General features: G+C 63.4%; 19 protein-coding genes and 1 riboswitch. Of the genes, 4 read left to right on the top strand and 15 right to left on the bottom strand.

What is annotated here, in order from left to right; genetic code table 11:
- Nucleotides 1-16 precede the first annotated feature (16 nt).
- A riboswitch (TPP riboswitch) is annotated at nucleotides 17-123 on the bottom strand.
- 31 nt (nucleotides 124-154) lie between these two features.
- The 5 genes from DXY33_RS02115 to ruvB are packed head-to-tail and all read right to left on the bottom strand — an operon-like array spanning nucleotide 155 to nucleotide 3,983.
- Nucleotides 155-769 carry a HEAT repeat domain-containing protein gene (locus DXY33_RS02115; protein ID WP_114988054.1) on the bottom strand — a complete coding sequence of 205 codons (615 nt, stop codon included), beginning with the start codon at nucleotides 767-769 and terminating at the stop codon, nucleotides 155-157.
- Nucleotides 766-993, bottom strand: coding sequence for a DUF3188 domain-containing protein (locus tag DXY33_RS02110; protein WP_115131543.1), 228 nt, complete (start codon nucleotides 991-993; stop codon nucleotides 766-768). The genes DXY33_RS02115 and DXY33_RS02110 overlap by 4 nt, the downstream gene beginning before the upstream one ends.
- A complete protein-coding gene (locus DXY33_RS02105) occupies nucleotides 990-2,171 on the bottom strand; it encodes an amidohydrolase (RefSeq protein ID WP_115131542.1) in 1,182 nt (393 codons plus the stop codon). The genes DXY33_RS02110 and DXY33_RS02105 overlap by 4 nt, the downstream gene beginning before the upstream one ends.
- A 1-nt stretch (nucleotide 2,172) precedes the next feature.
- Nucleotides 2,173-2,913 (bottom strand): tetratricopeptide repeat protein, encoded by a 741-nt coding sequence (locus tag DXY33_RS02100; protein ID WP_244275824.1) that lies wholly within the window; start codon nucleotides 2,911-2,913, stop codon nucleotides 2,173-2,175.
- Between the two features lie 23 nt (nucleotides 2,914-2,936).
- The gene (ruvB, locus tag DXY33_RS02095) at nucleotides 2,937-3,983 is read right to left on the bottom strand and encodes a Holliday junction branch migration DNA helicase RuvB (RefSeq protein WP_115131540.1); all 1,047 of its coding nucleotides are present in this window, start codon (nucleotides 3,981-3,983) and stop codon (nucleotides 2,937-2,939) included.
- 50 nt (nucleotides 3,984-4,033) lie between these two features.
- Between ruvB and smpB the strand changes: the two genes are divergently transcribed.
- Nucleotides 4,034-4,534, top strand: coding sequence for an SsrA-binding protein SmpB (gene smpB, locus DXY33_RS02090; RefSeq protein ID WP_114988049.1), 501 nt, complete (start codon nucleotides 4,034-4,036; stop codon nucleotides 4,532-4,534).
- Here smpB and DXY33_RS02085 read toward each other — a convergent pair.
- The gene (locus DXY33_RS02085; RefSeq protein WP_244275823.1) at nucleotides 4,528-6,255 is read right to left on the bottom strand and encodes a serine/threonine protein kinase; all 1,728 of its coding nucleotides are present in this window, start codon (nucleotides 6,253-6,255) and stop codon (nucleotides 4,528-4,530) included. The two genes, smpB and DXY33_RS02085, sit on opposite strands and share 7 nt — an antisense overlap.
- 138 nt (nucleotides 6,256-6,393) lie before the next feature.
- On the opposite strand from DXY33_RS02085, the gene DXY33_RS02080 reads away from it, so the two are divergent.
- Together DXY33_RS02080 and DXY33_RS02075 are read left to right on the top strand one after the other, a co-directional pair.
- Complete coding sequence (locus DXY33_RS02080; protein WP_114988048.1) at nucleotides 6,394-6,627, top strand: hercynine metabolism small protein; 234 nt, start codon at nucleotides 6,394-6,396, stop codon at nucleotides 6,625-6,627.
- Nucleotides 6,624-7,103, top strand: coding sequence for a hercynine metabolism protein (locus DXY33_RS02075; protein ID WP_115131539.1), 480 nt, complete (start codon nucleotides 6,624-6,626; stop codon nucleotides 7,101-7,103). Before DXY33_RS02080 ends, DXY33_RS02075 begins: the two co-directional genes overlap by 4 nt.
- 1 nt (nucleotide 7,104) lies before the next feature.
- Here the strand turns inward: DXY33_RS02075 and DXY33_RS02070 are convergent, their stop codons facing one another.
- The 7 genes from DXY33_RS02070 to DXY33_RS02040 form a co-directional block, all read right to left on the bottom strand.
- Nucleotides 7,105-7,368 carry a hypothetical protein gene (locus DXY33_RS02070; protein ID WP_006851112.1) on the bottom strand — a complete coding sequence of 88 codons (264 nt, stop codon included), beginning with the start codon at nucleotides 7,366-7,368 and terminating at the stop codon, nucleotides 7,105-7,107.
- Nucleotides 7,369-7,395: 27 nt separating this feature from the next.
- Nucleotides 7,396-8,904, bottom strand: a complete 1,509-nt coding sequence (gene lysS, locus DXY33_RS02065; RefSeq protein ID WP_115131538.1) for a lysine--tRNA ligase — start codon at nucleotides 8,902-8,904, stop codon at nucleotides 7,396-7,398.
- 44 nt (nucleotides 8,905-8,948) lie between these two features.
- Complete coding sequence (gene rpaB, locus DXY33_RS02060; protein ID WP_115131537.1) at nucleotides 8,949-9,710, bottom strand: response regulator transcription factor RpaB; 762 nt, start codon at nucleotides 9,708-9,710, stop codon at nucleotides 8,949-8,951.
- Between the two features lie 92 nt (nucleotides 9,711-9,802).
- Nucleotides 9,803-11,110: a sugar ABC transporter substrate-binding protein gene (locus DXY33_RS02055; RefSeq protein WP_115131536.1), complete on the bottom strand. Its 1,308-nt coding sequence runs from the start codon at nucleotides 11,108-11,110 to the stop codon at nucleotides 9,803-9,805.
- Complete coding sequence (locus DXY33_RS02050) at nucleotides 11,110-11,616, bottom strand: rod shape-determining protein MreD (RefSeq protein ID WP_115131535.1); 507 nt, start codon at nucleotides 11,614-11,616, stop codon at nucleotides 11,110-11,112. The genes DXY33_RS02055 and DXY33_RS02050 overlap by 1 nt, the downstream gene beginning before the upstream one ends.
- Before the next feature lie 14 nt (nucleotides 11,617-11,630).
- Nucleotides 11,631-12,377, bottom strand: coding sequence for a rod shape-determining protein MreC (gene mreC / locus DXY33_RS02045; protein WP_115131534.1), 747 nt, complete (start codon nucleotides 12,375-12,377; stop codon nucleotides 11,631-11,633).
- A 4-nt stretch (nucleotides 12,378-12,381) separates the two neighbouring features.
- Entirely contained in the window at nucleotides 12,382-13,434 is a 1,053-nt protein-coding gene (locus DXY33_RS02040; RefSeq protein WP_115131659.1) for a rod shape-determining protein, read from the bottom strand.
- A 142-nt stretch (nucleotides 13,435-13,576) separates the two neighbouring features.
- Between DXY33_RS02040 and DXY33_RS02035 the strand changes: the two genes are divergently transcribed.
- Nucleotides 13,577-13,954 (top strand): single-stranded DNA-binding protein, encoded by a 378-nt coding sequence (locus DXY33_RS02035; protein ID WP_114988041.1) that lies wholly within the window; start codon nucleotides 13,577-13,579, stop codon nucleotides 13,952-13,954.
- A gap of 34 nt (nucleotides 13,955-13,988) precedes the next feature.
- Here DXY33_RS02035 and DXY33_RS02030 read toward each other — a convergent pair whose 3' ends face one another.
- Nucleotides 13,989-14,648, bottom strand: a complete 660-nt coding sequence (locus tag DXY33_RS02030) for a DedA family protein (RefSeq protein WP_115131533.1) — start codon at nucleotides 14,646-14,648, stop codon at nucleotides 13,989-13,991.
- 71 nt (nucleotides 14,649-14,719) lie between these two features.
- On the bottom strand, nucleotides 14,720-16,150 hold the full coding sequence (ahcY, locus tag DXY33_RS02025; RefSeq protein WP_115131532.1) for an adenosylhomocysteinase: 1,431 nt from the start codon (nucleotides 16,148-16,150) through the stop codon (nucleotides 14,720-14,722).
- Nucleotides 16,151-16,152 lie beyond the last annotated feature (2 nt).

The raw sequence follows: 16,152 nt of genomic DNA, 5'->3' as shown, positions 1-16,152 counted from the left end.
TCGACGTTTGGCCGAAGATCACGCTCAAGCACTTCCCTGCGCCGGCATGACCCGGAATCAGGTTCGGAGGGTGTGATCTCAGTCTGAGTTAATGGTGAAACCCAGACACCCCTAGTGATGTTTGAACGCTAGCAAGCGTTGCCCAAAGGCCCGTTCAGCTGACCTGCAAACCATTGAGCACCGCAGCCACCACCCGGTGATCGCTGTCCTGCTGCAGAGATTGCAACAGGCCTCTGGCCTGCACCGCAATGGGATCGGTCCCCCCCTCCCGAACAATCCGACTGAGAATTTCAGCCCCACTCACCCGCACCGTGCCATCAGCATCGGCAATCGCCATGGTTGCCAAGTCCAGCAACCAACCCAGATCAATATCGGGCTGTTCCGCCAAGGCGGACAAGATGCTGCAGCGCACCAACCAAGCAGCATCAACTTCAAAGGCCGTACGCAGCAAAGGCCAGGCCCGCTCAACCCCGTAGCTGGCGAGGGCATTGGCTGCCTCAGCCCGAACATTGGGGTCTTCATCGGCAGTGATCAACGCACTGAGCACAGTCCAGCCCTGTTCGGTGCGCTTGTAGCCCAATCCACTGCAGCTCAAAGAACGCACCAGAAAGGGCTTCTGCTCCGTGCCCAGCACCAGCAACGGCACAGCCTCAGCATCCGAGCAATGGCGGAGCTTTGTGATCGCCGGCATCGCCTGAACCGGATCACCACTGGCAATGGCCTGGCGGACCTCCTCGAGATCAGGGCGTTGCGGATCGGTCTCGTTCATGGGTTGCTGCCAGGGGTGCGCGCCCGTTGAAGATCGGCCAACAGCCTGGCGCGGCGGCGCTGCCGACCGAGAGCGCTGCTGATGATCAGACCTGAACCAACCAATATCCCGGGCAACACCTGCACCCGGTCCTTGCCCTGGCGCTGGTTGGTGGCCAGCAACGCGAGCAGGATCAGCAATGGAGCCCCGAGGGAAACCCAAATCACCGCACGACGTTGGTTCATGCCGAGGTGTTCTCCGTGATCCACGCCAGCACGGTGGCCGTGAGAACCGCAATACCAACACCGAGGGCATCCTCCTCCAGTGCGAACGCTCCGTTGTGAAGCGGCGCACACCCCTCGGGCCCGGCCACGCCCAGCCGCACCATCATTCCCGGCACATCCCGAAGCAGCTCAGCAAAGTCTTCCGCCCCCAGGGAGGGCTGCTCCACCGACAGCACCTTGTCGCGCCCCAGACACTCCACCGCACAACGTTCCAGCAAGGTCGTGAGCTGCGGATCGTTGTGCACCGGTGGCGCGATGCAGCGGTAATTCACCACTGCCGTACCCCCTCCAGTGGCACAGATCCCCTGCACCGTCTCATCGATCCAAGCCGGCAGCTGGGCGTGCTGCTGCAGATCCAGACAGCGCACCGTGCCCAACAAACGCACCTGATCGGCAATCACGTTGAAGGCGCGGCCGCCCTCCACCTTGCCAAAACTGATCACCACCGGATGCAACGCATCCAAGCGGCGGGCGATGGTCTGCTGAAGCTCCGTGATCACCCGAGCCGCCAGCCAAACAGCATCCACCGACTGATGGGGACGAGCACCATGGCCGCCCTCTCCCTGCACCAGGATTTCCAGCTCGCCGGCCGCTGCCGTAAGACAGCCCCGCCGGATCCCCACGGTGCCCACCGGAAGATTCGGAACCACATGCACGCCATACAACGCGTTAAGGCCCTCCACCGCCCCTGCATCCCGCATCCACACCGCTCCCTGGGCTAGCTCTTCCGCGGGTTGAAACAGCAAGCGCACCCGGGCCCCCAAAGCCGGCTCCTGAGCCAGCAACCGCGCCACCCCCAGGCCCGTGCAGGTGTGCAAATCGTGGCCACAGGCGTGCATCAGACCCTGCCGGGTGGAGGAATAGCTCAGCCCGGTGCGCTCTTCCACTGGCAAGGCATCCATGTCCACCCGCAAGCCCACCGTGGGGCCGTGATCAGGTCCCAACTCGGCCACCACGCCAGTACGGCCAACGCCTTCACGGACCCGCCAACCCAGCTGACGCAGTTCACCGGCTACCAGGGCGGCGGTCTGGTGTTCCTCACCGCTGAGTTCAGGGTGGGCATGAAGATGCCGGCGCAGCTGCAGCAGCTCAGGCAGCTCACGGCTGAGTCGATCGGCAAAGGACGCCGCGTGGGTCATCTCAGGACGCCTCCAAGGCCAGGAACGCCATCAGATCCGCCGTCGGCTGCGGTGGCCAGCGGCGCACCTGTTGCAGCCAGTCGGCCTGGCGGTAACGCTGATCCAACCCGGCCGCAGCGGTCCAGTGGCTTTCGGCTTCACCACTGGATCCTTCACGCCAGAGCAGGCCGCTGAGGGCCGCCCGAGCATCGGCGAACAAGGGATAGCGACGGATCAGTTTGCGCAATTCCGCCTCCGCCCAATCGAGATCTCCCGCTTGCCAGGCCGCCAAGGCCTCGCTAGAGCGGGCCATGGCGAAGCCGGGGCGGGCGAGGGCCGCCTGGCCATAAAGCTCTCGAGCCTCAGGCCAGTCCCCTTGCGAACCGCGCACATTGGCCAGGTTGTACAGGGCTGAGGCATCTTGCGGATCGCGCTCCAGAATCCAGAGATAGTCGTCCGCCGCCGCGGACCAGTCCTGAAGCGCCTCCTCTGCCGTGCCCCGGTTCAGATGCGGGTCGCTTTCCTCCGGCGCCAGCGCAATCGAGGCGCTCTGATCGTCGATGGCCCCGGAAGGATCACCCAGAGCGAGACGCACATTGCCGCGGTTGCTCAGCGCTGCTGCATCTTCTGGAGCCTGCTCCAGAAAGCGGTCCCAAAGGGGCAACGCCTCCACAAAATCTCCCTGACGGCTTGCCGTCAGCGCCTGCTCATAAAGCCCCTGCAGATCGATGGCCTGCACCGGCAGGGCCAGCACCAGACTCATCAACAGGACGAGAAACCGATTATTCATGCCGCCTCGGCCAGATGACTGCGGGCCGCATCCGTGACCATTCGGCCGCGGGGGGTGCGCATCAGCAACCCCTGTTGCAACAAAAATGGCTCCACCACGGTCTCCAGGGTGACGGGATCGTCGCCAAGGGCCGCCGCCAAAGTCTCCAGGCCCACCGGGCCACCACCATGGTGGTCGATCAGCAGCTGCAGCAAACGCCGATCGCTGGCATCGAGGCCCCGATGATCCACGCGGTGCAGGCTCAGGGCCTCTCCCACCAGGGCCTGATCAATGGCTCCACCACTACCGCCACGCACGCTGGCCACATCCCGCACCCGGCGCAGCAGGCGGTTGGCAATCCTGGGCGTACCGCGGCAGGAGGCGGCAATGCTGCTGCGGGCCTGCGGTGTGAGGGTGACCCCGATCAGCCCGGCGGTGCGCTCGACGATCGCTTCCAGGTCGTCCTGGCCGTAAAACTCCAACCGCTGGATAAGGCCGAACCGGTCCCGCAGCGGGGAGCTCAGCGATCCGGCGCGGGTGGTGGCGCCCACAAGGGTGAAGGGAGGCAAGTCGAGGGAACGGGTTCGTGCTGTGCTGCCCTTGCCCACGGTGAGATCGAGGCGACGGTCTTCCATCGCCGGATAAAGCAGCTCCTCCGCCACCCGGCTCAGGCGATGAATCTCGTCAATGAACAGCAGATCACGAGGCTGCAGGTTGACCAACAACCCAACGATGTCGCGCGGGCGTTCCAAGGCCGGTGCACTGGTGACCTTGCACTGCACCCCCATCTCTTCGGCCAGCACCATGGCCATGGTGGTTTTGCCCAAACCCGGCGGGCCATAGAGCAACACATGATCGAGGGCATCGCCGCGGCCAAGCGCCGCTTCCACCGCAATGCCCAGCACCTGCTTGAGCTCGCTCTGGCCGATGTAGTCGTTCAGGCGCTGAGGCCGAAGCTTGTCTTCCGGCCGACTCACCACCTCTTCAGGTGCCGGCTGGGGATCCACCAGCGCTTCAGGGCGGCGTGGTGGCTTGCGACCGGAGCTGGAGGAGACAATCGCCATGCGGGCAGGGTACCCAGACCTGGATAGGGTCGGAAGACACAGCCGCAGCCATGGCCAAGGGAGGAGCGAAAAAAGCAGCCGCAGCCGCGGCAAGGGCCGCCGCCAATCGGATGCTGGCGGACAACCGGCAGGCACGGCACCAATACGAAATCCTCGAAACCCTCGAAACCGGCATCGAGCTGGTGGGCACCGAGGTGAAGTCGATCCGCAACGGCAAGGCCAACCTGCGCGATGGCTTCTGCCTGATCCGCAATGGGGAACTGCAGTTGCACAACGTGCACATCTCACCGCACACCCACGCCAGCAGCTACTTCAACCACGACCCGCTTCGCACCCGCAAACTGCTGGCCCATCGCCGTGAGATCGACAAGCTGCGCGGTTTGGTGGATCAAAAAGGCCTGACGCTGATCCCCCTCAACATTCACCTCAAGGGGTCCTGGATCAAGCTCACCATCGGCCTAGGCAAAGGCCGCAAGTTGCACGACAAGCGCGCTGCCGAAAAGGAAAAGCAATCCAAGAAGGACGTGAAAGCAGCGATGGAGCGCTACTGATCGAGCGGGTCCGCCCGACAGGACAGGGTGAACAGACTCGAAGAAACCCCTTCGTTGGTGACCAACACCTGCAGGGGCGAGCCCGCTTGCGGAGCAATCCGAGTCACCCGCAGGGGACCACGCTCCGCCTCCACCTGCCCATTGACGCCGAAAACCATCATCTGCATCAGCGGTGTGCCGTTGATGCCCAGAGCGACGGCATCACCTGCTGGAGCCTCCACCAGCACCAAACGCGCACCACCGGCAGGGATAGGCAACGACGTGATGGCGGGTTCAAGCGGGCGCGCTTTGAGCCGCACGATCTCAACGTCATCAAGGCTCTGAATCGCCGCTGCAATCCAAAGCTGAAGGAAGGGGTCGGCGGGTTTCCGGCCACGCATGGTGACCGGCAGCAGATCCTGGGCTCCAGCACTCACCAGCTGCTGCACGACCCGCGGATGAACGCCCTGTTTCAACAGCACCTCACGCAGCTGCTGCCAGTCCCCTGCCCCCAGACGCCCCAACTGAGCCCGAATCGCCGGCGGCAGCAAGGCGATCCGAGCCAGCCATTGCTCGGCCAGCTCGGTCCAGTTCCTACGGAGCGGCGCACTCCCCAGCGCCTCCATGCTGAGCAGGCTGGCATCCACAAGTCCAGTAAACCAACTCCGATCCACCTGCAGGGCCCGCAAGCGGCTGAACAGCTGCTCGCGTTGATCCAACTCCTCTGGCGGCGGACTGACGGCCGCTGTAGCCCCATCCCTGCTGGGGCGAGGAGTCCTGTCTGCAGTGGAGATGCGCGGAAGCAGGAACCAACCGATGACGGAACCCACCAAGGCCGACAGGACCAAGCCGATCACCACAGGCCAGAGGTGCCCCTCCGCTCCCTGCTCGCGAGCCATCGCTCGCTTCTGACGCGGAGATGTTGAGAAGGGAGCCATCGCAGCGAAGCGTCCCGATGCAGCAATTGGCTTCTCGATCGGACCGGTTTGTTCAGGCATCGCCAGCTGCTGCAAGGCCTCCTGGGCACTTGCAGCATCAGGGAAGCGGCGGTTCGGATCCTCCGTAAGCAACCGCTCGAGCACAGCTTGATACTCGGGATCCAGCCCCAGCCTTTCGAGACTTGAAGGGGGATTAGACGGCTGGCCCGTCAACAAGGCCACGGCTGAAACGGCCAAATCCCGTACATCCATCCAGCCGGCAGCGTCTTCAGCGGGAACAAGCTCACCGTTGAATACAACCGGCAATCCATCACTGGTGCGGCGCCACAGGTTTTGGAGACTGATGTGCCCATGCACCAGGTCATCGGAATGAAGCGCTCCCAAGACTGGTAAGACCTGCCTCAGCAGCAGAAGCACTTCGCCAGCGCTGAAAACCATCTGGCGTCGCGCGCGTTGTTGTTGTAGCGAAGCGAGGCTGCTGCCTTCGATCCAGTCGCGAACGGCCCACAAACCATCCTCCAGATCAAGCAACTGACCAAAGCGAGGCAACTGATGCGACCCGATCGTCTGCAAAACGTCCCAGCGCTGACGGAAAGGCTCTTGGCTGGGCAAGTCGTTCAGCTGACGTAGCGCTACAGGGCAATCGCCTGCCATCACATCCACCGCACGCCAGAGGGAACCACGCAGCGGATCGGGTCCACTCAGCCGTTCCTCCAGGCGATATCGCTCCACCAGCACCGTGCCGGAACCGCTCAAGGCATTCAGCCACATCGATGGGCTGATGGTACCGATGGTTCGCTGCACCCCCTAGGGCCCTCGAGGGATGGATCAAGCCCGTGCCGCTGGACCCAGCCGCACCAACAGATCGCTCTGGATCTGCTTTTGCCGGCAAACTGAATCCACAGACTTATCCAACAAACGGAGCCCAGGAGCTCAGGCGGCATGAAATCAGACGAACGGCGTCAGGCGATCAAACGGCAGCGTGAGCAGCTGATCCAAGACCTGGAGGCCGTCTACATGGCGGCCTTCGATCGCCTGGGAGACCTGGAAGGTGAAGTGGGAGAAGTGAAAGCAGCGCAACTCACCCAGATGATCCTCAACTCCAAAACGGCCGCGATCGAGCCGCTGGAGAAAGAGATCGAAAAACCGGTGATCACCACCCCAGGCGAAGCATGAGCAGCTGGCTGGAGCAGTTGGAGCGGGAGCTGGACGCGAGGCTCTCGGCTTTTCTGCGCAACAACCCCGTCCAGGAGCACCTGTTCAGCGAACAGCACCTGAAGGATCGGGCGGCAGCCCTGCAACGGCAACATCAGCAACTGCAAAGCGAAGCGAAGCAGCAACGCCAACAGCTGCTGAGGCTGGCCGAGGACGTACGGGCCTGGCGCGACCGGGTGGAGCGTGCCAGGGCAGCCGGCGCGGCCGATCTAGCCGGACGCGCCGAACAACATCTCACCAGCCTGATGAACCAGGGCCGCGCCCTCTGGGCCGACCTGGACGATCTGGGACGCCGCTTCAACGAGGTGGAGCGACAGCTGCAGGAACTTCACCAGCAGAAGCAAACGCCCAGTCCTTCAACACTGGAGAAGGATTGGGCGTTGTTTGAAGCGGAACAGGAGCTTGAACAGCTGCGCCGCGACGCTGGGCTGAGTTAAATCAGGCCTTTGGCGCGGGGGGCTCCAGGCTGACACCCTCGGGCGGAGGTGTGGGATCCGGATCGGCGATCAGCATGTGCTGCAACACGATTTCCGGGCGCTCACTGTCGCGCCAGCGGATGCGGTATGCAGGCATTTTGGTGCCACGGCTGGTGGTCTGCTCCACCGGCTCCATCACCCATCCCCGCCGGGAACGGCCCTGGGGATTCCGCTTGACCACGGCATCAGCGTGCTTGAAGCGAAATCCGACGCGTTCTCCACTCATGGGGATAGGACCATGCCACTCCCCCCATTATTCCACTGAAGGTGCTTCTCCCTTGCGAGACTCCGGCCGCAGCAGCGGGAAAGCGATCACATCCCGAATCGAAGGGCTGTCGGTGAGCAGCATCACCAAACGGTCGATGCCGATCCCCAAACCTCCGGTGGGGGGCATGCCCACCTCCAGGGCTGTAACGAAATCCTCGTCCAACCCCTGGGCCTCCAAATCACCCGCCGCCTTGCGCGCCTGCTGAGCCTCCAGGCGCTGACGTTGATCCACGGGATCGGTGAGCTCACTGAAGGCATTGGCGTGTTCACGGCCAACGATGAACAACTCAAACCGTTCCACCAAGCCGGGCTTGCTGCGATGGGGCCGAGCCAGGGGCGAAATCTCCACCGGGTAATCGGTGACGAAGGTGGGCTGAATCAGGGTTGTCTCCACCGCTTGCTCAAAGGCTTCGTTGAGCAGACGGCCCACCGAGTCGGCCAACTCAGGCGCATGCAGGCCCTTGGCGGTCATCGCCGCGGCCGCCTCCTCGCGGCTGCTGAAGCTATTGAAATCAAGCCCCGTCGCATCCTGCACGAGCTCGTGCATCGTGGCGCGCCGCCACGGCGGAGCCAGATCGATGTCGGTGCCCTGATAGGTGATGGTGGTCGTGCCGCAGACCTCCTGGCACACCGCGCTGACCATCTGCTCGGTGAGCTCCATCATCCCGAGGTAATCGCTGTACGCCTGATAGATCTCTACCGAGGTGAACTCGGGGTTGTGGCGGGTGCTGACCCCCTCGTTACGGAAGATTCGGCCCAGTTCATAGACCCGCTCAAAACCACCCACCACCAGGCGTTTGAGGTGCAACTCGGTGGCAATCCGCAGGGTGAGGGGCAGGTCGAGAGCGTTGTGGTGGGTCTCGAACGGCCGCGCGTCAGCGCCACCGGGTTCGCTCTGCAGCACGGGGGTCTCGATCTCGAGAAAGTCCCGCTGATCGAGCCAGCGACGAATGCCGCTCACCAGGCGGGCCCGACGCCGGAAGGTCTCACGGCTGTCGGGGGACACAACCAGATCCAGATAGCGCTGGCGGTAGCGCTTCTCCACGTCGGCCAAACCATGCCACTTGTCGGGAAGGGGCTGCAGCGCCTTGGTGAGCATGCGCCAGTCGCTCACCTTCACCGACAGCTCGCCACGGTCGGTGCGACGCAGGGTGCCGCTCACCCCAAGCCAGTCGCCGCTGTCCACCAGTGAGGTGATCTGTTTGAACCAGCCCTCCTGCTGGGCCTCGAGACCCGCCTTCTCCAGGAACAGCTGAATGGAGCCCGTCTCATCCGCCAGGGTGAAAAAGGCCAGCTTTCCCATCACCCGGCGGGTCATCACCCGTCCGGCCACGGAAACGCTGACGTCCCGCTCTTCCCCCTTGGGCAGATCGGCATGGGTCTCCTGCAGCTCAGCCATGCGGTGGCTGGGACTGAAGGTGAGGGCATAGGGGCCCTGCCCCAACTCTTCCAAGGTCTTGGCCTTGTCCAGACGGGTGTCGCGCAGCTCAGACACAGCAGCAGGTCAGTCGGGCGCCATCCTGCCCGCCCGCGGGTTGATCAACCGGCAGCGGAGGCCTCGCCCATGCGCTGGGAGGCATAACCAATGCCTCGCACAGTGAGGATCAACTCTGGATTGCGAGGGTCAGGCTCCAGTTTTCCGCGCAACCGCGCCACGTAGACATCCACCACGCGCAGATCGGCGGCACGGCGAGGGGGATAACCCCAGAGCTGCTCCAGGATTTCAGCCCGTGGCACCACATGGCCAGGATCGCGGAACAGCAACTCCAGCAGGCTGAACTCCGTGTAAGTGAGGTTGATACGCTCCGATGCACGGGTGACCTGGCGACGGTTGGTGTCGACCACCAGATCGCCGAGCCGCAAAACGCCTTGCCCTGTGGGCAGTTCGCGGCTTTCAACAATCGCGTTGCCCCGGCCCACCCGGCGCAGAATCGTGGCGATGCGTGCCTCGAGTTCCTTGGGGCTGAAGGGCTTGGGCAGGTAGTCATCAGCCCCCAGATCCAGACCGGCGACCCGCTCGGAGATCGCTTCCACCGCAGAGAGGAAAATGATCGGCACGCAGGATTCGGCCCGCAGGCGGCGGCAGACGGCAAAGCCATCCAGCTTGGGCAGCATCACGTCGAGCACCACCAGGTCGGGAGACTCGTTGTGGAACATCTCCAGGGCCTGTTCACCGTCCTCAGCGCAGATGACGCGATAGCCCGACAGCTGCAGGCGCATCACCAGAACGCGCCGAACTGCAGCCTCGTCGTCAACGACAAGAATGGTCGCTTTCGGTTGTGAGGGCTGTTCGCCCGTCATCCGAATCAAACCCTTAACGAGCTGCAACCTTACTGGTCAGGGCCTGGACACCGACACAAACACCCTGGCGCGCAGCCGGTTTACCGATTGTTTTAAGAATTGCCGGCGCCCTCAGGCCAGCGCGAACGGGCGTAAAGGTTCCATTCCGACGCAGCAGCTGTTAAAGCCTGCTCAGGGCTGATCTGAGCCAACATCGCCCGCTGCATCTGGGTGTAGAGGATCTTCTGCAGGCGCTTGATCCCCGGCAGCGCCGGCACCAACACCCTGGCCCGGTCCAAAGTGCTGGCCGACAACAAACGGGCCTGGCGAATCTGGCGCTCCGCGATGGTCGAGGGCTCCTCCTGCTCCAACGCTTCACGCACCCGGGCCAAGGCCTCCAACGACGACGGCAGCACCCGGGCCTCAGCCGCGAAGCGCGCCTGTTGATCAGCATTGGTCAGGAACAACGCAAGATCCACGGCCTCCTGGACGCGCTGGCTCTGACGCGGCACCGCCAACGTCATCAAGGCCACATTGGCTGTGCCATCGGCACCGGTCACCGGAGGATGGGGCTCCGTCACCGCGGCCACCCCTGGCGCATTGGTCTGAATGCTGCGCAGGAATTCCGCTCCCGTGGCCGCCAGGGCCAGATCACCGCTCTGGAACAACTCGATCGCCCGGCGCTGCCCCTGACTCACCACCTCCCGGGGCAACAGCCCCTCCCGATAAAGATCACTCCAGAAACGAAAGGCCCGGAGCCCCGCAGGGCTGTCGAAGGCGGCCCTGCGTTGGTAATCGAGCAGGGTCACTCCCATCTGCACCAGGGTTTCCAGGAGCTCGGCCGAGTCGTCCGGAACGGTGGTGAGAAACAGGCCATAACGGCCCGTGCGCTCGCGGATCCGACGGGCGAATGCCGGCACCTGCTCCCAGCGGCTGGGCGGTGCAGCGATCCCGGCTTGATCCAACAGCGCCCGGTTCACCAGACTCAGCCGCACCGTGAGGTACCAGGGCACAGCAATCTGCCCGGCATCGGGATCGCGGCAGGCGTGCCACACCGAGGGCAGGTAGCGACCAGCGGCAGCAGCCGGCAGCAGCGGTGTCAAGTCGGCCAGTCCCCCCTTGCTGGCCAGATTGGCCGCGAAGGGCGGATTGAGGTTCACCACATCCGGGGCCGTGCGCGCAAACACCGCCGCCAGCAACTTGCGTTCCACGGACCCCCAGGGCAGATCCGTCCAGCGCACGGGCGCATCGGGATGGAGGCCGCACCAGGCCCCCAGAACATCGGCGAAATAGGGGTTGAACTTGGGAGCCAATTGCAGGGTCCAAAACTCCAAGGCCCTGGTCTGTGGGGTCCTCGGGCCGCAGGCCGCCAGCCCAAAGGCAGCTGCCCCCAGCAGCAGATCCCGACGGGTCAGCCTCATCAAGGAACCCTCCTGCGCCAAAGCAGCAACTGCAACGACACCAACACAGGCGCCAGCAAACCCGTCACCAGGGCTTGGCACCAGAGGGTCTGCAGGCCCCAGCTCTGGATGAGGGGATCCAACACTCCGCCTTGACGCCACCAGAGCTGAAGGATCAACGACAAACCAAGACCCACGGACCCGAGCCAGGCCAACAAGCCCAGATTCAGGCTGCGTTGGATCGGTGCTGCACGCCGCCCCAGCCGTCCCCACCACCAGCCCAGCAGCAAAAGCGCCGGAACCTGACTGACACCGCCCAGATTGAGACCATCCAGCACCAGCCCCAACGCCACACCCGACAACGCCCCCGACACCGGACCATCCACGAGAGCCCAGGGCAACAGCCAAAGCACAGCCCAGGCAGGACCAACCCCATCGATGGCCAAGCAGGGCGGCGACGCCAAGGCCAGAAACGGCACCACCAAAGCTGAGGCCACACAGATCGGTTGTCGGTGCAGACGCGTCATGTCAGTGGTTCAATTCAACGGGTCTGCACCTGCACCCAGTCGATCGCCTCCGGTGCTGCGATCAACTGCACCACAGCTACGGGTGCAGGAACAGCCTGTTCATCCACCGACTGGATCACCCCCACCGGCACGTTGGGGGGCAACAGGGTGCTAGCAGGGGACGTGGCCACCAGATCCCCGGGCCGCATATCGGGGTCCTTGTCGATGAAGTGGAGCGACAGACGGCTGTTGCCGCGGCCCACCAGCAACCCATGACGGCGGCTGCGGGGCAGCCAGACGCCGATCTCATGGCCCGGGGCGGTGAGCAACTTCACCCGAGCTGTGGCGGGGGTGACACTGTCGATGCGACCCACCAAACCGCCGGGGCCAAGAACCGCATCGCTCCTACCGATGCCCTGCAGCGAGCCCTTGCCCAGCTGCAATTGCTGCCACCATCCCCGCGACGAACGGGAGATCACAGCAGCGGACACTTGCCCCTCTTCAGAACCTTGTTGCTGAAGATCGAGCAGAGCGCGCAAGCGCCGATTGTCCTCTTCCAGCAGCTGCAGGCGAGAGCGCTCCTCCAGATCCACCGCGGCCGCCACCCATTCCCGTTGCGCGGAACCCGGCCAAAACGGGCGGCTGAGCAGGGCATAGGCATCGCTGAAACCAGCGCCCTTGCTCAGACGCACCATCAACAGCCCGGCCACAAGCAGCAGCCAGGGGGTGAGTTGCCCCAATCCGCGCCAGCGGCTTTTGCCGGAACGGAGCGTCGGGGCCATCGCTTCAGACGCCTGCCGCGGCGCGGACGAATTCGGGGGTGTCGACCACCCGCTGTAGGCGTTTCCAGTCCTCCAGCACCTGGCCGCAACCGTTCACAACACAGAGCAGGGGGTCTTCGGCGATGTGCACAAAAATGCCGGTCTCATGGCTGATCAGGTCGCTGATGCCCCGCACCAACGCACCACCTCCAGCCAGCATGATGCCGCGGTCCACGATGTCGGCCGCCAACTCAGGAGGTGTGCGCTCCAGGGTGCGTTTCACTGCTTCCACAATCACGTTGAGCGGCTCCGCAATCGCTTCCCGCAGATCACCTGCTTTGAGGTTGATGGTGCGGGGCAAACCGGAGAGCAGGTGCAGACCGCGCACATCCATGGACTGCTGATCGAACTCGTCGTCGGGGAAGGCAGAGCCGATGCGGATCTTGATCTCCTCGGCGGTGCGCTCGCCCACCACCATGTTGTGCACCTTTTTCAGATAAACGCTGATGGAGTCGCTGATCTCATCGCCGGCAACGCGAACGGATTCACTCAGCACCGTTCCACCGAGGCTCAGCACCGCCACCTCAGTGGTGCCGCCACCGATGTCGACAATCATCGTCCCAACGGGCTCAGTGACCGGAAGGCCCGCACCGATGGCCGCGGCCACCGGTTCATCAATAAGGTGAACCTCGCGCGCCCCTGCCATGCCGGCTTCGCGGACGGCTCGACGCTCCACACCGGTGACGCCACTGGGGATGCCCACAACCAGACGAGGGGCCATGATGCCGCGGCCCTCATTGCCCTTGGTGATGAAGGTTTTGAGCATTTGCTCAGCGGCATCGAAATCCGCGATCACCCCGTCGCGCAGCGGACGAACGGCCCGGATGTTTCCAGGGGTGCGGCCGAGCATCAACTTGGCTTCATCGCCCACAGCCATGGTGGTGCCACGCTCGAGATCAAGAGCCACCACTGATGGCTCCTGCAGCACTATTCCCCGGCCGGAAACGTAGATCAGGGTGTTGGCAGTGCCCAGGTCGATGCCGATGTCGCGCGACAGCTGGAAACGACGAAAGAACACAGACACCGCAATCTAGATCGCCGGATCATAGGGGCGTTCTCAGCGGTTGCCTGTTACACCCAGAGGCTTGGGTGGAACTCCTTAAAAGCAGTCACCCAACCGGTGCCGCATCATGAATCCAAATTCAGGAGATCAATCGTCTATGGGCGTTAATTCCGTCACCCTCGTCGGCCGTGCCGGCCGCGATCCCGAAGTGCGTTACTTCGAGTCAGGCAGCATGGTGGCTAACCTCACCATGGCGGTGAACCGTCGCAGCCGTGACGATGAACCCGACTGGTTCAATCTCGAGATCTGGGGCAAGCAGGCCCAGGTTGCTGCGGACTACGTGAAGAAGGGCTCCTTGCTCGGAATCATCGGCAGCTTCAAGCTGGACCGTTGGACCGACCGTGCCAGTGGTGAAGAGCGCAGCAAGCCCGTGGTCCGTGTGGATCGACTCGAACTGCTCGGCTCCAAGCGGGACAACCAGGAAGCTGCCGGCAGCTTTGGCGGCCAGGCCTCCGATGAGGACATCCCCTTCTGAGCCTCCTGCCCGAGCGAGGCCTCAGCGCCGGTGGTCAGTCGGACGACTGACGCCGGCGCCAGATGCGCAGACCCAACCAGATCGCACCCGCCAGCACCGCCACGACCAGCAACACCTTCACAGCCTTGGAAACAGGATCAATCCAGAGCTCAACATTGCTGTAGCCCTCTCCAAGAACCATGCCGGCCACGGTGAGCAGGGCTGTCCAGATCAAACTGCCAGCAGTGGTCCAGACCAGGAACGGCGCCATCGGCATCATTTCAATGCCGGCTGGAACGGAAATCAGCGTGCGAATGCCAGGCACCAAGCGGCCCCAGAACACCAGGGCGGTGCCGTAGCGGCTGAACCAGCGGCGGCTGCGGGCCAGCTCATCGGCACTGATGCCGATCCAGCGCCCGTGGCGCTGGAGCCAGGCTTCGATGCGTTCCTCATTGATCAAACGGCCAATCCCGTACCAGGGCAGAGCACCGAGCACCGTGCCCAGCAAACCGGCCAGCACCACAGGCACCAGATCCAGCTGACCCTGCTGCACATAGAAGCCCCCGAGGGGCATGATCAACTCGGACGGGATCGGCGGAAACAGATTCTCGAGAAACATCGCCGCGAAGATCGCGGTGTAACCCAGCCCCTGGTTCGCCTCCACCGCCTGGCCAATCAACTCCGGCAGCTGTGTGATCAGATCAGAAAGCCCCATGGAGACTGCGCTTGATGGCGCAAGTCTTCCATGAGGCCGTGAGAATCAGATTCCGATCCGCAGGATCGTGATCAGTAGCGGTAGTGGTCCGGCTTGTAGGGGCCTTCCACGGGCACATTGATGTAGTCGGCCTGATCTTTGCTGAGCTCGGTGAGCTTGGCGCCGATACGACCGAGGTGAAGGCGAGCCACCATCTCATCGAGATGCTTGGGCAGTACGTACACCTCCTTGGCGTACTCATCGCCCTTGGTGAACAGCTCGATCTGAGCCAGCACTTGGTTGGTGAAGGAGTTGCTCATCACAAAGCTGGGGTGGCCGGTGGCGCAGCCCAGATTCACCAGGCGGCCTTCCGCCAAAAGGATGATTTTGTTGCCGCTGGGCAGGGTGATGTGGTCCACCTGCGGCTTGATGTTCTCCCACGCGTACTTCTTGAGCGAGGCGACATCGATCTCATTGTCGAAGTGGCCGATGTTGCAGACGATGGCTTCGTCCTTCATCTTCACCAGGTGCTCGTTGCGGATCACCTGGTAGTTGCCGGTGGCGGTGACGAAGATGTCCATGTCTTCGACCACGTCCTCAAGACGGACGACGCGGTAGCCCTCCATGGCCGCCTGCAGGGCGCAGATGGGATCCACTTCCGCAATGCAGACGGTGGCACCAAGGCCGCGCAGGGACTGGGCGGAACCCTTGCCCACATCGCCGTAGCCGATGACCAGGGCCTGCTTGCCCGCCACCATCACATCGGTTGCGCGCTTGATGCTGTCCACCAGTGACTCGCGGCAGCCGTAGAGATTGTCGAACTTGCTCTTGGTGACCGAGTCGTTGACGTTGATGGCGGGGAAGGGAAGCTCACCGCTCTTCTGCATCTTGTACAGACGTGCCACACCTGTGGTGGTCTCCTCGGTCACGCCCTGGATCTGAGCCTTGGTGCGCGAATAAAAACTGGGGTCCTGGGCCAACTTCTTCTTGATCGAAGCGAACAGGAAGGTCTCCTCTTCGTTGCCGGGGTTGTCGAGAACGGTGATGTCCTGCTCGGCCTTGCTGCCCAGCATCACCAGACCAGTGGCATCACCACCGTCGTCCAGAATCATGTTGGGAGAACCGCCGTCACCCCACTCAAGGATGCGGTGGGTGTAGTCCCAGTACTCCTCGAGGGTCTCGCCTTTGACGGCGAACACGGGGATGCCCTGGGCGGCAATGGCCGCAGCAGCATGATCCTGGGTTGAGAAGATGTTGCAGGAGGCCCAGCGCACTTCGGCGCCCAACTCCACCAGGGTCTCGATCAGAACCGCGGTCTGAATCGTCATGTGCAGGGAGCCGGCGATGCGGGCACCCTTGAGAGGCTTCTCGCTGCCGTATTTCTCGCGCAACGCCATCAGACCGGGCATCTCGGTCTCGGCGATGTCGAGCTCCTTGCGGCCGAAATCGGCCTGATTGATATCGGCAATAACGCAATCAACGCCGAGCTTCAGCTCAGCCGGGGACGTGGGCGCTGCCACCATGG

The sequence above is a fragment of the Synechococcus sp. N26 genome (assembly GCF_900473975.1).
GTDB lineage: Bacteria > Cyanobacteriota > Cyanobacteriia > PCC-6307 > Cyanobiaceae > Parasynechococcus.
This window is presented reverse-complemented; position numbering and strand designations above follow the sequence as displayed.

What these genes read in the sequence shown, in the direction of transcription:
- DXY33_RS02115 (WP_114988054.1), bottom strand. Translation starts at nt 769, where the DNA reads ATGAACGAGACCGATCCGCAACGCCCTGATCTCGAGGAGGTCCGCCAG.
- DXY33_RS02110 (WP_115131543.1), bottom strand. Translation starts at nt 993, where the DNA reads ATGAACCAACGTCGTGCGGTGATTTGGGTTTCCCTCGGGGCTCCATTG.
- DXY33_RS02105 (WP_115131542.1), bottom strand. Translation starts at nt 2,171, where the DNA reads ATGACCCACGCGGCGTCCTTTGCCGATCGACTCAGCCGTGAGCTGCCT.
- DXY33_RS02100 (WP_244275824.1), bottom strand. Translation starts at nt 2,913, where the DNA reads ATGAGTCTGGTGCTGGCCCTGCCGGTGCAGGCCATCGATCTGCAGGGG.
- ruvB (WP_115131540.1), bottom strand. Translation starts at nt 3,983, where the DNA reads ATGGCGATTGTCTCCTCCAGCTCCGGTCGCAAGCCACCACGCCGCCCT.
- smpB (WP_114988049.1), top strand. Translation starts at nt 4,034, where the DNA reads ATGGCCAAGGGAGGAGCGAAAAAAGCAGCCGCAGCCGCGGCAAGGGCC.
- DXY33_RS02080 (WP_114988048.1), top strand. Translation starts at nt 6,394, where the DNA reads ATGAAATCAGACGAACGGCGTCAGGCGATCAAACGGCAGCGTGAGCAG.
- DXY33_RS02075 (WP_115131539.1), top strand. Translation starts at nt 6,624, where the DNA reads ATGAGCAGCTGGCTGGAGCAGTTGGAGCGGGAGCTGGACGCGAGGCTC.
- DXY33_RS02070 (WP_006851112.1), bottom strand. Translation starts at nt 7,368, where the DNA reads ATGAGTGGAGAACGCGTCGGATTTCGCTTCAAGCACGCTGATGCCGTG.
- rpaB (WP_115131537.1), bottom strand. Translation starts at nt 9,710, where the DNA reads ATGACGGGCGAACAGCCCTCACAACCGAAAGCGACCATTCTTGTCGTT.
- DXY33_RS02055 (WP_115131536.1), bottom strand. Translation starts at nt 11,110, where the DNA reads ATGAGGCTGACCCGTCGGGATCTGCTGCTGGGGGCAGCTGCCTTTGGG.
- DXY33_RS02050 (WP_115131535.1), bottom strand. Translation starts at nt 11,616, where the DNA reads ATGACGCGTCTGCACCGACAACCGATCTGTGTGGCCTCAGCTTTGGTG.
- mreC (WP_115131534.1), bottom strand. Translation starts at nt 12,377, where the DNA reads ATGGCCCCGACGCTCCGTTCCGGCAAAAGCCGCTGGCGCGGATTGGGG.
- DXY33_RS02035 (WP_114988041.1), top strand. Translation starts at nt 13,577, where the DNA reads ATGGGCGTTAATTCCGTCACCCTCGTCGGCCGTGCCGGCCGCGATCCC.
- DXY33_RS02030 (WP_115131533.1), bottom strand. Translation starts at nt 14,648, where the DNA reads ATGGGGCTTTCTGATCTGATCACACAGCTGCCGGAGTTGATTGGCCAG.
- ahcY (WP_115131532.1), bottom strand. Translation starts at nt 16,150, where the DNA reads ATGGTGGCAGCGCCCACGTCCCCGGCTGAGCTGAAGCTCGGCGTTGAT.